At 34.2% G+C, this 16,330-nt stretch carries 15 protein-coding genes and 1 pseudogene; 7 read left to right on the top strand and 9 right to left on the bottom strand.

All coding sequences use genetic code 11. The annotated features are described in order from the left end of the window. Positions 1–168: 168 nt before the first annotated feature. Complete coding sequence (locus tag BHU68_RS11500; RefSeq protein ID WP_069473735.1) at positions 169–2,142, bottom strand: SUMF1/EgtB/PvdO family nonheme iron enzyme; 1,974 nt, start codon at positions 2,140–2,142, stop codon at positions 169–171. 288 nt (positions 2,143–2,430) lie between these two features. Here BHU68_RS11500 and BHU68_RS11495 point away from each other — a divergent pair, with 288 nt between their 5' ends. Beyond that, the gene (locus tag BHU68_RS11495) at positions 2,431–3,411 is read left to right on the top strand and encodes a sigma-54 interaction domain-containing protein (RefSeq protein ID WP_069471197.1); all 981 of its coding nucleotides are present in this window, start codon (positions 2,431–2,433) and stop codon (positions 3,409–3,411) included. Between the two features lie 482 nt (positions 3,412–3,893). Then, positions 3,894–5,354 (top strand): FG-GAP repeat domain-containing protein, encoded by a 1,461-nt coding sequence (locus BHU68_RS11490; RefSeq protein ID WP_069473734.1) that lies wholly within the window; start codon positions 3,894–3,896, stop codon positions 5,352–5,354. Positions 5,355–5,562: 208 nt separating this feature from the next. On the opposite strand, the gene BHU68_RS11485 is transcribed toward BHU68_RS11490, so the two are convergent. The 3 genes from BHU68_RS11485 to nadE (BHU68_RS11480) all read right to left on the bottom strand — a co-directional run bounded on the left by BHU68_RS11485 (position 5,563) and on the right by nadE (BHU68_RS11480) (position 8,444). Then, complete coding sequence (locus tag BHU68_RS11485) at positions 5,563–7,353, bottom strand: FtsX-like permease family protein (protein ID WP_069471195.1); 1,791 nt, start codon at positions 7,351–7,353, stop codon at positions 5,563–5,565. A 35-nt stretch (positions 7,354–7,388) separates the two neighbouring features. Beyond that, the gene (locus BHU68_RS17340; RefSeq protein ID WP_171899645.1) at positions 7,389–7,526 is read right to left on the bottom strand and encodes a hypothetical protein; all 138 of its coding nucleotides are present in this window, start codon (positions 7,524–7,526) and stop codon (positions 7,389–7,391) included. A gap of 171 nt (positions 7,527–7,697) precedes the next feature. Continuing rightward, on the bottom strand, positions 7,698–8,444 hold the full coding sequence (nadE, locus tag BHU68_RS11480; RefSeq protein WP_069471194.1) for an NAD(+) synthase: 747 nt from the start codon (positions 8,442–8,444) through the stop codon (positions 7,698–7,700). Positions 8,445–8,523: 79 nt separating this feature from the next. On the opposite strand from nadE (BHU68_RS11480), the gene BHU68_RS11475 reads away from it, so the two are divergent. Together BHU68_RS11475 and BHU68_RS11470 are read left to right on the top strand one after the other, a co-directional pair. After that, on the top strand, positions 8,524–8,757 hold the full coding sequence (locus BHU68_RS11475) for a hypothetical protein (RefSeq protein ID WP_141698985.1): 234 nt from the start codon (positions 8,524–8,526) through the stop codon (positions 8,755–8,757). Between the two features lie 24 nt (positions 8,758–8,781). After that, a complete protein-coding gene (locus BHU68_RS11470; protein WP_069471192.1) occupies positions 8,782–9,132 on the top strand; it encodes a hypothetical protein in 351 nt (116 codons plus the stop codon). A gap of 151 nt (positions 9,133–9,283) precedes the next feature. Here the strand turns inward: BHU68_RS11470 and BHU68_RS18385 are convergent. Continuing rightward, a pseudogene (locus tag BHU68_RS18385) lies at positions 9,284–9,451 on the bottom strand (hypothetical protein); the annotation flags it as partial. A 134-nt stretch (positions 9,452–9,585) separates the two neighbouring features. Here BHU68_RS18385 and BHU68_RS11465 point away from each other — a divergent pair. Continuing rightward, positions 9,586–10,719 carry a hypothetical protein gene (locus tag BHU68_RS11465; RefSeq protein WP_069471191.1) on the top strand — a complete coding sequence of 378 codons (1,134 nt, stop codon included), beginning with the start codon at positions 9,586–9,588 and terminating at the stop codon, positions 10,717–10,719. Next, positions 10,716–11,780, top strand: a complete 1,065-nt coding sequence (gene dcm / locus BHU68_RS11460) for a DNA (cytosine-5-)-methyltransferase (RefSeq protein ID WP_069471190.1) — start codon at positions 10,716–10,718, stop codon at positions 11,778–11,780. Before BHU68_RS11465 ends, dcm begins: the two co-directional genes overlap by 4 nt. A gap of 192 nt (positions 11,781–11,972) precedes the next feature. Here dcm and BHU68_RS11455 read toward each other — a convergent pair whose 3' ends face one another. From BHU68_RS11455 to BHU68_RS11445, 3 genes are all read right to left on the bottom strand, one after another. Further along, the gene (locus BHU68_RS11455; protein ID WP_069471189.1) at positions 11,973–12,773 is read right to left on the bottom strand and encodes a hypothetical protein; all 801 of its coding nucleotides are present in this window, start codon (positions 12,771–12,773) and stop codon (positions 11,973–11,975) included. Position 12,774: 1 nt separating this feature from the next. Beyond that, positions 12,775–13,263, bottom strand: coding sequence for an AAA family ATPase (locus BHU68_RS11450; RefSeq protein WP_069471188.1), 489 nt, complete (start codon positions 13,261–13,263; stop codon positions 12,775–12,777). Positions 13,264–13,409: 146 nt separating this feature from the next. Next, the gene (locus BHU68_RS11445) at positions 13,410–13,817 is read right to left on the bottom strand and encodes an AAA family ATPase (protein ID WP_069471187.1); all 408 of its coding nucleotides are present in this window, start codon (positions 13,815–13,817) and stop codon (positions 13,410–13,412) included. Between the two features lie 119 nt (positions 13,818–13,936). On the opposite strand from BHU68_RS11445, the gene BHU68_RS11440 reads away from it, so the two are divergent. Beyond that, positions 13,937–14,251 (top strand): DNA cytosine methyltransferase, encoded by a 315-nt coding sequence (locus tag BHU68_RS11440; protein ID WP_141699490.1) that lies wholly within the window; start codon positions 13,937–13,939, stop codon positions 14,249–14,251. Positions 14,252–14,386: 135 nt separating this feature from the next. On the opposite strand, the gene nadE (BHU68_RS11435) is transcribed toward BHU68_RS11440, so the two are convergent. Next, a complete protein-coding gene (nadE, locus tag BHU68_RS11435; protein WP_069471185.1) occupies positions 14,387–16,312 on the bottom strand; it encodes an NAD(+) synthase in 1,926 nt (641 codons plus the stop codon). Positions 16,313–16,330 lie beyond the last annotated feature (18 nt).

Below are 16,330 nucleotides of genomic sequence, written 5' to 3'. Positions count from 1 at the left end.
TTTTGTTGCTCTATCGGGAATGCTTCCATCGAAACAGTAAGGAAATACATTGAAGAACAAGGTTAGGCGTGGCAATTCATCCCCTCAGCTAAAGACAAAGGGGTTTTCTTGCCACTACTTTTATAAATTTTTTTATTAATGGCTTATAAATTTTAACATATTAATTCTTCAAGGCGCAGCTAGCATAATTCTATCTGCAATAGCTAAATCACTATATTTATCATGCAATTGTTGAAACCATTTTCTTTTAACTAACCACAATCGAGATGATTTATCATATATGATATTGCGTTTTTGTTTTTTAAGCCAGTTTTTTTGACGGCGCGGTAATTTATCTAAGCTTTTTTGTAAGGCAAGTAAATATGAAAATTGTAATTCAGCTTTATTTTCTCTATTTCTGATTGTAGGTATTATGCCCTTTAAGAAATTAACTAGCTCAACAAAATCACCAAAACTAGCTGTTTTATGATTTAATTTTCGTTTGGCTACCTTAATATATGCTTGTGCTTTATATCTTAACTTTACAGGCATAGTATATCTAGCAGCTACCCAGCCGATTTTGCCATCTGGTGTTTTAATTTGATACCATTTTTCATCAGCAGAATTATCTAATTTAGTGACAATTGTAGCAATGATTAATCTAGCAAGTTTTTTTCTTGAACGTATATTTTGGCGTAATAGAACAGCAGCACCAGTAATAATTAACACTGGGTTTGAAGTTTTTGTTAAAGTTATTAACTTTGCTTCAAGCTCAGCAATTCTGATTTGATCTTTTCTGTTTTGAATATTTTTTCTTTCTAGTGCTTCATTTTTTGCATTTAAGGCTTGTGTTAATTTCCTATTCTCTTCTTTTTCAATTACTAATTCTCTACTTAGTGCAGTATCTCTTTTTTTAGCTTTTTCTGTTAATTTTTCAATTGCAGCCACGGTTTTTAGTTCTGATTTTTTAAGTTCTAAATTAAACCTTTTAACCATATTTTTCCAAATCCCACCACTACTGGTTTCACCAATAGATTTTCCAGCCGCTGTTTGCCCACGAAATGTTTTCGTGTAGGTTTTATATTCTGTTTCGATTTGTTCACTGAAACGAGGTGATGGGCTGAATAATGTTCCGATAGCTAAACGAATTCCAGTGGTTGGAGACAGTGATTCTGTTATTTCACTGATTTTGCCTTCACGATCTTCTTTGGCTTTATAAAGTTCAATTTCTCTTCTAAAAGCAGAACTTAGCGTTTTAGCTTGATCTTGATAACTGCCACCTCGCGTTGTCAAACCACCAACTTTTCCTTGAATAATTTCAGCTACAAATAAAGAATTAGTTAATTCTTGTACATTACCAAATAGATCATAAAATCCATAACTAGCTTGCCAACGCCCTATTCTAGTAGCTCCATTTCTACTATAAGGTTTTGCCCAAGCGTATTGTTTTATTTTGTCTGCAACAAAAGGTAGAGTCTTTTCAAATTCTGAACCAGCTTCATATCCACCTCTAGCTGCATATTCCCATTCTAATTCAGTAGGTAATCTAAAAAAACCGGGTGGATCTACGTCTTTATTAATTTCATGTTTCCAGTTAGTTTTTGAAATTCTAGGCAATTTATCCAGACACTCTGTATTGCTATAACACCATAAATTATATTGACGAATAAATTCTTGATAATCCGACCATGTAATCCATGCCATTGGTTTGGCTAATTGTCGAAGCAAGCCTTTACCAATAGCAGTTTTAATTTTTGCAATTTGCTTTTTGTTACCACATTTTTTATAAAAATGCTTCAAGCCCATTACAGTAATGTATTGAGCAATGCTAACTTCATATTTACCAAGATAATAAAACCAGTTTCCCTGTTTTCTATCATAAAAAGCTCCTGAAATCATGCCTTTAAATTTAGAAGCATTTTCACCAATAGAAATTAAGCGTTGTGGATTACCCCAAAATTCTGAGCCATGCACTTTCACTTTGCGAAAAACCATATTTATCTTATCTTTCGATAGCTTAGGCATAGGTAAAATAAAATCTTCAATATCTGATTTTGGATTGTAAGCACATGAAATATCTAATTTATGAGTGCATTTATCACCTGATGCTAATGCTGGAAAGTTTATTAATAATAATATAAATATAATGTATTCATTCTTCACGAATTGCCTCCGCTGGTTCAATTTATTTTCTAACAATAAAAAAATCCGTTTATTCCGAAAATCCGTTGTACTTAATATTATATCAAAGAAATGAGTACAACGGATTTTCGGAATAAACGGATTTTTTGTGGATAAATTTGAGGGGTTTTACCATTTATGATATTAGACTTGTCCGGAAATAAAAAAAACAAGTTTGTTGATTTATCATTGTAATTAACGGTACTTTACTAAATAGTAAGGTTAAAATATTATCTATTTCCTACAATTTTTAAAATTCAATTTATTTTTATGCAAAAAAATTCCAATATCATTGATTGTGGGACATCCGCTGCCATGCAGAGGGTTTACCAAAAAATTGACCAAGTTGCGAATAGTAAAGCCTCCGTGTTGATTACTGGAGAAACCGGCACGGGTAAAGAAGTCTGCGCTCATATGTTTCATCAAGTTAGTCGATATAAAGATAAAGCCTTTTTATCTATAAATTGTGCTGCGATTCCAGATAACTTGATAGAAAGTGAATTATTTGGACATGTCAAAGGAGCTTTTACTGGCGCAACTCAAAACCGGCAAGGTATGGCATCCTTAGCCGATGGTGGTACCTTGTTTTTAGATGAAATCGGTGAAATGGATTTGAATTTACAGTGCAAGCTACTACGGTTTGTCGAAACTGGTACTTTTTATAAAGTCGGCAGCAGTCAATTAGAAACTGTTGATATTCGTTTTATTTGGGCTACCAATCGTGATCTGCTTAGCGAAATTAAGGCCAAGCGTTTCCGTCAAGATCTTTATTATCGTTTAAAAGTAAGTTCAATCCATTTGCCACCACTACGTCAGCGTGGACAAGATGTTTTAATGCTAGCCCAAAATTTTCTTCAGCAATATGCAAAACAAGAGCAGAAAAGCTTTAAATATTTTACCCTAGAAGCCGAAAAAATCTTGTTAGATTATCAGTGGCCGGGTAATATCCGACAATTGAAGAATGTGATCCATAATCTAGTGCTATCTCATTATGGTGAGACAATAACAGCAGATATGCTGCTTAACACACTCGCTGAAGAAATGGAGAACCTACTTCCTCAATTCTTATCCACGCCCGAAGTCGCTAAAATTTGTCCCAAAACCATTTATCCTCTTTGGCAGGTGGAAAAAAACGCGAGCCTTGAAGCGATTAAATTTTGCAATGGCAATGTAGTACAAGCGGCAAAATTGTTGGGAATAGGAAAAACAACCCTTTACCGAAAGTTACAAAAGTGGAAGTACATAAAGTAATAATTATGATTATCAATATATTAATTTATATTTTGTTCCAAAAAGGGCATACTTTTTCCGTGTTTTAGGAAAAATTTCCTAAAATGGGCATTATATACTTGCGTTTAAATTGATTTTAAATACTATATAACAAATAGTTATGTATTAATAAGCTAGTTGGCATACCTTTAGCTCTAAAGAAATCGACAATCATGTATTTGATTGTTTTGATTGTAAATGTAAATTACTATGTTTGCTGCTTATTTTTAATCACTAATTAGAAAGATATTAATCATGAAAAAAACGGCATTAGCTTTTTTATCTGTTGCCTAATTGCCATGGTGGTAAAAACCAAAAGTGGGCTATTCAATAAATAATTTACTCTCAAAATTCGTCCTTTAATCATCTAACAGGGGCAAACACATAGGTTTGCGCCCATATGCCCCTACTTTAGTTATCAATCTTCGTATGATGATGGTTCATCATTAATATATAAATATGATATGAAAAATACACCTTTTATCCAAACAAACTTGCTATTTAATAGTTCTTTATTAATGGTGCTATTGGTATTAAGCTTTTCTGCACATGCAGATGTAGGTGATGTCAATGGTGATGGTACAGATGATATAGTCTGGCAACATAAAAATGGTCAAGTTCACTATTGGCCGATGAGAAATGGTAAACGGCTTGGGGGAATTAATATTCATACTCCAGTTAATAGAGCCGCATGGACACTAGCAGGTGTTGGTGATGTCAATGGTGATGATACAGATGATATAGTCTGGCAACATAGAAATGGTCAAGTTCATTATTGGCCAATGAAAAACGGCAAACGGCTTGGAGGAATTAATATTCATACTTCTGTTAATAAAGCCGCATGGACACTAGCAGGTGTAGGTGATGTCAATGGTGATGATACAGATGATATAATCTGGCAACATAGAAATGGTCAAGTTCATTATTGGGCCATGAGAAACGGCAAACGGCTTGGAGGAATTAATATTCATACTCCTGTTAATAAAGCCGCATGGACATTAGCAAGTGTTGGTGATGTCAATGGTAATGGTACAGATGATATAGTCTGGCAACATAGAAATGGTCAAGTTCATTATTGGCCTATGAGAAACGGCAAACGGCTTGGAGGAATTAATATTCATACTCCTGTTAATAAAGCCGCATGGACACTAGCGGGTGCTGGTTATGTCAATGGTGATGGTACAGATGATATAGTCTGGCAACATAAAAATGGTCAAGTTCACTATTGGCCGATGAGAAATGGTAAACGACTTGGGGGAATTAATATTCATACTCCAGTTAATAGAGCCGCATGGACACTAGCAGATGTAGGTGATGTCAATGGTGATGGTACAGATGATATAGTCTGGCAACATAGAAATGGTCAAGTTCATTATTGGCCGATGAGAAACGGTAAACGGCTTGGGGGAATTAATATTCATACCCCTGTTAATAAAGCTGCATGGACACTAGCGGGTGTTGGTGATGTCAATGGTGATGGTACAGATGATATAGTCTGGCAACATAGAAATGGTCAAGTTCATTATTGGCCGATGAGAAACGGTAAACGGCTTGGAGGAATTAATATTCATACTCCTGTTAATAAAGCCGCATGGACACTAGCAGGTGTTGGTGATGTCAATGGTGATGATACAGATGATATAGTCTGGCAACATAGAAATGGTCAAGTTCATTATTGGCCTATGAGAAACGGCAAACGGCTTGGAGGAATTAATATTCATACTCCTGTTAATAAAGCCGCATGGACACTAGCAGGTGTTGGTGATGTCAATGGTGATGATACAGATGATATAGTCTGGCAACATAGAAATGGTCAAGTTCATTATTGGCCTATGAGAAACGGCAAACGGCTTGGAGGAATTAATATTCATACTCCTGTTAATAAAGCCGCATGGACATTAGCAGGTGTTGGCAATATTAAGTAGTGCCTGACAGAAAAAGCTATGTAGTATGTAGGTTGGGCTGCGTTTCCTTTTGTAAGCCCAACCTACAGCAGTTATGATTAGGAACTGTTACCTTAATTTGATGTTACATACGAAGATATGAAGCCTGTTCAAATGTGATCCCATGTTTTCGTATATTGAGTTTTTCTTTATTTGTATCCCATTCAAATTTCATATTCAATATTATATCTTATTCTTCACGAATAGCCTCCGCTGGTTCAATTTCAGTAGTTTTCCAAGCCGCTAGTAATGAACTCATAGCAGCAGCGATAGTAGTAGCAATAAAAGCAATCATAAAATATTCATTAGGTAAAAAGCAAATTTTTTCTCCTAATCTTAAATCGGCAGCAAATACAAAATTTATTATATAAGATAGGCTTGCATATCCCATAATCGCAACTATTACGCTGATTATCGCGATGCTAATTCCTTGGTAAATGGGAAATATAAATACCTCGTTTCTGGATAAGCCCATTAATCTTAAAATACCAATATCGCGTTTTTTCCTTTCAACAGCGGCATATAAGCTTGCAATAAGTGCTGCAATTCCGCCAATTATTCCAATAATGGCAACTAACCAAAATATACGAGTTAAACCGCGATCTAATATTTTAACTTTTTCAATTGATTGAACTTTTGTTATTACTTCAATTTTATTTTCAATAAAATGCCTATAAAGTGTGGGAATGTCATCAATACTTCGCGCATAAAGGCGAAATCCTCTATAGCCAGCTCTGGCTAGTAAAAAGCTATTTTGTGTTTCATCATATATAATATTTCGCTTTTCTCCAGTTTTTAAGCTTCCAATTAATTCAATTGGCACTATTGCATATTTACTAAATGATTTACCTATATTAGTAATAGGAAATTCTATTTTTCCATTCAAGGCACTGGCTTTGCCACTGGTAAATTTTATATGGTCTGGTAATAAAATAGAATTTTTTGTCCACTTTAAAGCTGGAATTTCAAGTTGCTTTGCCTCTGCCGTAGTTATTGATAAACCTATGATTTTAATTTCTTGATTGAGTTTTAAGGATATATTTTCTACAAAGGGCAGAACTATTGCTGATTGTCCACGTAGTTTATTTTTTAGGCGTTTGATATTAGTGGTTTGTATAGTATTGCCTTTGGCTGCTAATTTATAAATAGTGTAACCGCTAGGAAGTGCAAACCCCATTGCTTGTTGAAATTGCTCAGAATTGATTTTATTGATTTGAGCTAAACCAGTATTAATAGTCAACATTCGCATTTTGATACGACTTAAACGCGCTGGATGAATGACAAATGCTCCATCAAAACTTAAAAAAGGGCGTGGTTGAGAACCTGCCCAATTACGCGCTGTTACTGCTTGCCCTTCTCGATATAATTCAACATCGGTGACAAATTGCAGCGGCGCATAAATACGTGATAAACCATCAGCCCGTGGATTTAATATCGCTATAACTTTTAAAGGCGTTTCAACATATTCTCTTCTACCACGCCGTGTTCTGGTGATACGCGCTGTTACAACATCACCGGTTTTGATTCCTAATTCCTCTGAAGCCGAATAACTTAAAACACATTCACCAGCTAGCGGCACAATTGCTCCATTTTCTAAAATCAAAGGATCATTAGGCGCAGTAGGCACAAGATCAAGGGCATGTCCATAGTCACCTGCTTTTTTAATAATACGTACAATAGAAGAACCACGTAAAATAGTCGGAACAATAAAAGCGACATCATCACGCTTAGAAAAGTCATCAAACCAAGTTGAACTTAATTGCAAAGTGCGAGCAGGTTTAATTTCACGATTAACCGGATCCTCAATTAATCGCTCGCGCATAGTTTCAATAGTTCCATATTTCAAACCTAATAAAATTAGCAAAGGTGCTAATACAGCAGCAATTGCTAAAACCATGCACAAGGTTAAAATCCATTCATGGCGTAAATCTAAAATGGCTAAAGTGGCTACTAAGCCTTTGGGTTTTTTTGTTGTTGTCATCGCTATATTTTAAATTAATATGATTTATATTGTGGTTAGAAGCAATATATAGATTTTTCTTCAGGGCAATCTAATTCTCCATCTGATGCTAAAACAGATAAAATTTTGCGTTCATTAAAAAAGAATTTTTCGGCTTCAAGCACATTTGGCACAGTCGCTTCTACATCACTCACTTCTACCAGTTGCCGTTTATCTTAAAGCATTAGGAATATTAGAGTAAATACAAGTGAAAAAGTTAATACTCATATTACCTTTGGTTTATTACAAAAGCTTTCTCCTTCATCTCCTCCAATTCTTGCTTATACCCTCCAGAAAGAATCGGAAAGCGGCACCATGTCTTAGGATCAAGATTTTGTTCGTTTAAACGCTGGGCGTAATTCGGCAGTTGGTGATTGTTCATTTACTAATCTTAAAGCTGGAATTGATTTTTCTAACCAACGTAGCCAATGTCGTAAAAAGTCTTTGTCTATTCCTGCTAATGGGCTTAAACCGCCACTAGTATCACCATCCATTGTCACATATCCTAGTGCTACTTCTGAGCGATTGCTAGTTGCTAGTAATAAAGCATTACGAATATTAGCAATTAACCAGACGCTGGGTGAGCGAACTCGTGCTTGAATATTTTGTAAGGCTAAATCGTCTGTTTCCCAACTTAATTTTTTATTCAGTGCTTGTGAAATTAATTCTACGTATTCAATATAAATATTATTGATATTTATATTGAGGTAATCGGCACCAAGGCTAGTAGCAAGAGTATTTGCTGCATTTTGTGTGGTTTCACTAGAATTTTCTGTGGCTTGATAAACACACGTCAATAGTGACTTTATAATGTCAGTTATTGTAGTAGTGACAATGTTTTTACATGGTGAAATAACTGGATATTCAAAAGCAATATTAATACACGCGCTAATTGACTGATAATTATCAAAACTAAAACGTGAACTAGTGGCTAAAATGTTATTATTACTAGCAATCATAGCATCACCATCATAAATAGCACGCCCAGCTTCATTACCCAATAAGTTGGTGTAAATATAGCTAACATCACCAATTGGATAAATATGCCCATTAATCTCAATATCAGCTAGCAAAGATTTTAGTTAATAGATATGTATTATGCTTATATAACTTGACATTAAAGTTAATTATGACTAAAATGTATGTTCAATCATGATGAAAAGTCCTCAAAAATTTAACAAGCTGTGTATGGATAATTATTTATTATTTCGTTCAATGAAAATCAGTGCGAACAGTTTGCCAGTGGTGGGTGCAACAGCTAGAACTCTGGGAATCAGAGAAGGAATTGATATTTTAGTAATTTCGGGTAAAGTAAAACCAAATACAGGCGGTATGTCTGTGAGTCCTCCGCCACCCTATAATCTTCCAATTCGCAACTCTACATGACTGGACTTTAACAGGTAATCAAAAATGAGCGATGAACTATCTGTTTTAAAAGAAGCTTTACAACAAAGTAACCCAATCGAAAAATTGGAACAAATCGTTAAAGATTTATTAAATAAAGGATACTCTAAGGAAAATATTCTAGCTGAATTTGAATATTTCCGTAAAACAACTACAAACGACGAAGATTATGAAGATGTTGTATTAGATGTGATGGATTTTATCACAGGATGGTGTAGTCCCCATAAGCGTATTGATACTGATGATAATGATGTAAGCTATTTTATGATTAACCAACTGAAAGTTCAAGAAACTGAACAACTGCTTAAAAATAGCAGAATAGTAGGAAAACTGAATAATAGACACACGTCTTATTAGAGCAAATATTAAAAAATATAAAGAACCAAATAGCATATGATTAGAGAATTTTAGCATTACTTTCTATGTTATGTGACTACCGCAGCTAATAATGCTTCGGTAGTTATACTGAACACTCAATTATAATGGAGCAGGAAATAGTTTTAAAGATTTACCCACGCCTATATTTTATCATATCCTTCATCTCCTCCAATTCTTGCTTATACCCCCCAGAAAGAATCGGAAAGCGGCACCATGTCTTAAAATATACTAAACAAGCAATTGCTGATGAATCAGCTCCACCGCTTAATGATACTACAAAGCCTTGGGCGCGACTTTTTCTAAGATAATCAAATTATCCTAAACAAACTGTATTATAAACACAATTTTGGTACAATAAGGGTAAACCGACAGCAACAATTATATTGCTGTTATATTTATATAATAAAGGATTTTGTTAATAAGGAGAAATAAGTGACTTTAGAATTGGATTTTTCAAAAGAGCGAGAACCATTAATTGAATATCCTTGGTACAAGGAAGTTGATCATCTTTTAGAATGGGTATCTGATAAAGACGCTCATTATAAATCATTTTGTTTTGATTTAGTAATGTCTTTAGCATATATTGATGCAATTTCCGGTTTGGAAAGGCTTATGGAATTTTGTGATAATTGCCCTGATAATTTTAATGCCCATATTGGCTTTATTAATCTTTGTTGTCCTTGTTATGAAGCGATTGGTAAATGGTCGTATCAAAAAGCTGCTAAACCACAGTCAGGTGCTTTAGGTAAATTGAGTAGCGAATTGATTCTTAGATTTATATTGAAACTATCCAATAATTTAAAGACTGTATTAGCTATTGGTGGAACAGAAGCCGCTGATGCAATCTTAATTCATAAGGATGGAACAAAAATACTTGCAGAAGTTAAATCAGCACCCTTAATCACTTATCCCGTTTTGTTTGAATTTGAAAACAATAAAAATCATGAATCACATGAGAAAGTGATAATAACGGCTTCACAACTTAAACAGTGTCAATCAGCTATTTACTTACATAATCAACAATATATTCCACTTGGAATGCCAAGTCACGAATTATGGCCATTTAAGCAAACTATTGATTACATTGTTAATCCAGCAAATTCATCTAGTGTTTTTAGTTTTGTGCAAACATGGCTTAATGCTAGAGATGCCTATATAAAGAGAGATAAGAACCAAGAGCTGTATTATTTAGCTAATGCGAGTGGAAATCCTCCTAAAATAGCGAAGACTCGCGATGGATGGCCTAGAAAAGAGTCAATTAGTGATAGTAAAACCAGTGCTGGAATGGATAGAACTGATGATATTAAAAAAGGTATTTATCAGGTTCTGAAAATAGGATCCTCCATTAGGAAAGAAACTCAGTTCAAAACTGCCATTATTTCTAACTTGCCAGCTTATCGACATGGCAAAGAATATGTAGAGCCTTTTGTTGATATGCTATGGGGGATTGAAGCAGATGTAGAACAAATGAACGGTGTGGCTTCTATTTCACGAGATAAACTCAGGCAAGTATTTGATTTTATTATAACGATTGAAGAACCTGTATTACGTGGTTTTGAGTTATGAATGTACCTAATCACAAAACTAGAGAATATAGTGGTATCGTTCTTGACAGAATGAAACATCTTTCACCCGGAGGAAAAATGGGTGATTTACCAGTTCATCTTCAACATAAAAGTTTTATCAGAACCGGAAACAAGAAAACTGGTGGACCAAATATGAGGCTATTGCGCCTTGAAATGGATAAACCTTCTCCAACTGTAACAGCTTATATTTTTAATAAATTTGTTCATCCAATAGAAAATAGATATATTACGCCTAGAGAAGCTGCTTGTTTGCAAGACTTTCCAATTGATTATGCGTTTTGTGGTACGCTTACGCAAGTACAAAAACAAATAGGTAATGCTGTTCCTGTGAAATTAGCTAGTGCCTTAGCGGCTGAAATTGTAAAGTATTTTCAGCGAAAAAACGTCAAAGGTAAAATAGATATAGCGTCATATTTTACCGGTGCTGGTGGCTTAGATATTGGTTTTGAACAAGCGTCAAATGATATTATCCAATTTAAAACCGTATTTTCAACAGATATAGAAGCTGATGTTGAACAAACCCTACTTAAAAATAGACCACAATGGAATTTTCTAAGGGCTGATATTCGCGAATTAACTCCCGAAATCGTTAGAAAAAAAATAGGCAAAAAGCCAAACATTGTCATTGGAGGTCCACCTTGCCAACCCTTTAGCGTAGCTGGTAAACAACAAGCAACAAAAGATCCACTTGGAACACTTTATCGAAATTATGTTGAGCATATTAAGTTTTTGTCACCAGAAATTATAGTCATGGAAAATGTTTATGGATTATCTCAAGTAAAATCCGCGAATATGATAGAAGAAATTTATAAATCATTTGAAGAAATCGGTTATCAAATCACACACCGAGAGTTAATGGCGGCTGACTATGGTAGTCCTCAAAAAAGAAGAAGATTATTTTTTATTGCTGCCAATGATTTACATTATTTCCAGTTTCCACAACTTAGTCATTATGAAGTAGAAAATTTACTTAATTTACCCGTTTATAATGGGGCTGGAAATAGTTTTAAAGATTTAGCAACGCCTACGATGAAAATGTAGTCAGCAGGTTGAGGGTTAAATTTGTCTTAGGATCAAGATTTTGTTCGTTTAAACGCTGGGCGTAATTCGGCTGTTGGTGATTGTTGATTTACTAATCTTAAAGCCGGAATCGACTTTTCTAACCAACGTATATTTATAATTGACTCAATAAATTGGTGTAAATATAGCTAACACTAAATGAGCGCGAACCTTCTAATACAAAACGTTCACGCACACGATATATAATTCAGGTAGGCATAAAATAATTATATTGTAAACAGTAGCTATGCAATTATCATTAATAATACCTGATTTTACTCCATTAGCTTTAAATGAAAGCGTAAATGGAATTTGCAAGTTTAAATTTTCTGGAACAATATATTCATTTAAAATATCATCAAACATACCTGTTGTAAGTGCTTCATGGATACTATCAGTTTCCCAAACTTTCTGTTTTAAATGAGGTTTGGCTTCCAAAGAGCGATACCTTTCGTCAAAGTTGCCGTCAGATTCAAAGCAAGCGGCTACTAAAATTTCTATACTGGGAAATAATACTAAAGGCAGTATCAGTGGCAAACTTTGATAATCATATCCCCATTCTACTCTTTTTTGATAAAATTCTTCAATGGCTAACTCTAAAAAAGCATTGAGCGAATAAGCCCAGCGTCTCTTTAAGTAATTTTCCTTATGAATTAGAGGCTTCTCTGAATCAGTATTTGAAATAGAAATTTCACGAGTTAGCGCATCTACAACTTGAATCAAAGCAGTTATTATATTGTTTTTAGAAGACTTAACATTTTCATGAAACAAATCATAGTTAGTATCTTTTGATTTATCAATAAATTCATCTATGTAGTCTCTAACATTAGGATATTGTTCAAATTCAATAAATTCCAAACTCACTTCATCGGCATGGCTATGTTCAAAAATAGCTGAAATGAGTTTTTTTATTACCAAATAATCACTTAATCCATCACAGATTATTTTTACATATATAGGCTTATTGTTATCCATGTTATAGCCCAATTTTTTTTAAAATACCACCATAAAATAACTCTGTCAATTTATAAGGTTTAACTTTGACTATTTCTTTACCTTCTTTTTCTTCAAAATCTCCCTCGACAGTTCCCATGCGAACATAGACACTTAGTGCATCATTCAAGTTAGTCAATAAACTTCTGTGATCCTTACTACGTAAATGTACATTATAGACTGCATCCAAATCACCAGAAAATTGACGAATAACAGATGGGCTATGAGTAGTTAAAATAAATTTAGTACGTTTATCTTTACCAATAGTTTGACGTATCCATCCCAAAAATTCAGCGACATTTTCTATATTTACTCCATTTTCTATTTCTTCTATCATAATCAAAGCAGGAGGATGTTTTAAGGCACAAAGCAGAGCCACTGCACCGGCTTTAAGTAAGCCTTCTGAAACCAATTTCGGCTCAAAATAAGGCAAATTTGAACTATCCTTAGTTAGATCAAATTGCCAAAACACTTGATCATCTTTAATAATAATGCCATGAAAAGAAGGTACAAAACGTCTTAGAAAGGCAATAAACCTATTATATGTATCTTTTTCATGACTCTCTACATATTTAACTAATGCTTGAAAATTTGCACCTTCAACACTTAATTCATCAGCTATCCTAACAACATTTTTAACTGAATTTTTTTGGAAATTTCCCTATATCCATGTTTTTGTGCATTAATTGTATTATTGGTGGAAATTTCAATTTTTTCTTTACAAGCAATTTCTCCATCTTCTAGCGTATAAAGTTCTAATTGATAGACAATATTGCCAATCTTGTTTTCCCATTCACAACCAAAGAATAAAGGATTTTCTGAAGTATCTAAACAATGCTTATAGGGATAATAATTATTTTTTCCAACTTTTTCGGAACTACTAATTAAATTAGAAAAATATTGAATACCATTCAAAAGATTACTTTTACCGACATTATTACCACCCATGATTAGGGTAATATCTTGTAATTCTATAGTGGTATCAATATGAGTACGATAATTTTTCAGTGTTATTTTTTTAAACATGAATTATATTTGCTGCATTTTCTGTGGCTTTATAAAAGTTGGTGTAAATATAGCTAACATCACCAATTGTATTGCTGTTATATTTAGCTATATCATATAGTGGTATTGTTCTTGAAAGAATGAAACACCTTTCACCCGGAGGAAAAATGGGTGATTTACCAGTTAATCTTCAACATAAAAGTTTTATTAGAACCGGTAACAAAAAAACTGGTGGCTTAGATATTGGTTTTGAACAAACCCTACTTAAAAATAGACCAGAATGGAATTTTCTAAGGGCTGATATTCGCGAATTAACTCCCGAAATCATTAGAAAAAAAATAGGCAAAAAGCCAAACATTGTCATTGGAGATCCACCTTGCCAACCTTTTAGCGTTGCTGGTAAACAACAAGCAACAAAAGATCATTGTCTTAGGATCAAGATTTTGTTCGTTTAAACGCTGGGCGTAATTCGGCTGTTGGTGATTGTTGATTTATTAATCTTAAAGCATTAGGAATATTAGAGTAAATACAAGTGAAAAAGTTAATACTCATATTACCTTTGGTTTATTACAAAAGCTTGGTGCATAATATCAGTTTATAACTTTCTCCTTCATCTCCTCCAATTCTTGCTTATAGCCCCCAGAAAGAATCGGAAAGCGGCACCATGTCTTAGGATCAAGATTTTGCTCATCTAAATGGAAGCAAGGTGCAAAGCGTTCTCGTTTCCATTGGTTACGACTCCATAGAGTAAAAAAGCGTTCTATCCAAGTAATTAATTGTTGTTCTTCATATTCTTGTCTTAATAAGCAAAAAATTTCATAAGGTGTTTGGCGATCTCTTATCGCAGCTTGTTCTATCCGATTTAATACTGAATATGGCATTAAGTCTGCTTCATCTGTTTGTGTCATCGCCGCTGGGCGTAATTCGGCTGTTGGTGATTGTTGATTTACTAATCTTAAAGCTGGAATTGACTTTTCTAACCAACGTAGCCAATGTCGTAAAAAGTCTTTGTCTATTCCTGCTAATGGGCTTAAACCGCCACTAGTATCACCATCCATTGTCGCATATCCTAGTGCTACTTCTGAGCGATTGCTAGTTGCTAATAATAAAGCATTACGAATATTAGCAATTAACCAGACGCTGGGTGAGCGAACTCGTGCTTGAATATTTTGTAAGGCTAAATCGTCTGTTTCCCAACTTAATTTTTTATTCAGTGCTTGTGAAATTAATTCTACGTATTCAATATAAATATTATTGATATTTATATTGAGGTAATCGGCACCAAGGCTAGTAGCAAGAGTATTTGCTGCATTTTGTGTGGTTTCACTAGAATTTTCTGTGGCTTGATAAACACACGTCAATAGTGACTTTATAATGTCAGTTATTGTAGTAGGCAAATTTATATGATTTAATTTTTCTGTAAAGCCTTTAATACCTAATTCAGCCACTGCTAATTTAACCATTAAATAAACTAAACAAGCAATTGCAGAAGAATCTGCACCGCCACTTAATGATACTACAAAGCCTTGGGCGCGACTTTTTCTAAGATAATCAAACAAGCCTAAACTAACTGCATGACTAAATTCTTCTTCCTTTAAAAGTTCTGATGCAGCAGTGACAATTTTTTGACATGGTGAAATAACTGGATATTCAAAAGCAATCTTTATACAATTATCAATTTTATCAGAACATTGACTAGTGCGTGCTTGAGCCATACGAGTTAAATCAACATCAATACACGCGCTAATTGACTGATAATTATCAAAACTAAAACGTGAACTACTAGCTAAAATGTTATTATTACTAGCAATCATAGCATCACCATCATAAATAGCACGCCCAGCTTCATTACCCAATAAGTTGGTGTAAATATAGCTAACACTAAATGAGCGCGAACCCTCTAATACAAAACGTTCACGCACACGATGTTTATGAAAAGCAAAATGACTAGCACTAGGATTAAGAATAATATCAACAGCTTGTTCAGCTAATTTGATACCCGGGCGATTGGCAACCCAAGCTTCTTCACAAATTTCAAAGCCAATTCGCACACCACCACAATTAAAATGAATATCACCAATTGGATAAATATGCCCATTAATTTCAATCTCAGCATCAACACCAACAGCCCAACTATGAAACCAACGAGGCTCATAATGAATACCATCACTTGGCAAAAAGCGTTTGGCTACAAAACCAGCAATTTTACCATCAACTAATAAGCAAACCGTATTATAAACACGATTTTGGTACAATAAGGGTAAACCTACAGCAACAATTATATTGCTGCTATATTTAGCAATATCATGTAAGATATTTAAAGATTGTGTCAAGGTACCCGGTGCTAAAAAAGCATCTTCGCAGCCATAACCACTGATACATAATTCAGGTAGGCATAAAATACTGACGTTGTCAACACGAGCAGTATCAATAGCGGCGAGAATGTTATTTTTATTAGCTAGCCAATCTAAGGGTGTTTGGTTAAGGGCTGTTGCGCCAACTTTTATATATTTCATGTGTGTGTATTAAGCTCT

This window comes from Candidatus Marithrix sp. Canyon 246 (genome assembly GCF_001723685.1).
In the GTDB taxonomy this organism is placed as follows: Bacteria; Pseudomonadota; Gammaproteobacteria; order Beggiatoales; family Beggiatoaceae; genus Marithrix.
The sequence above is the reverse complement of the archived record's forward strand: the minus strand, read 5'-3'. Positions and strand labels throughout refer to the sequence as shown.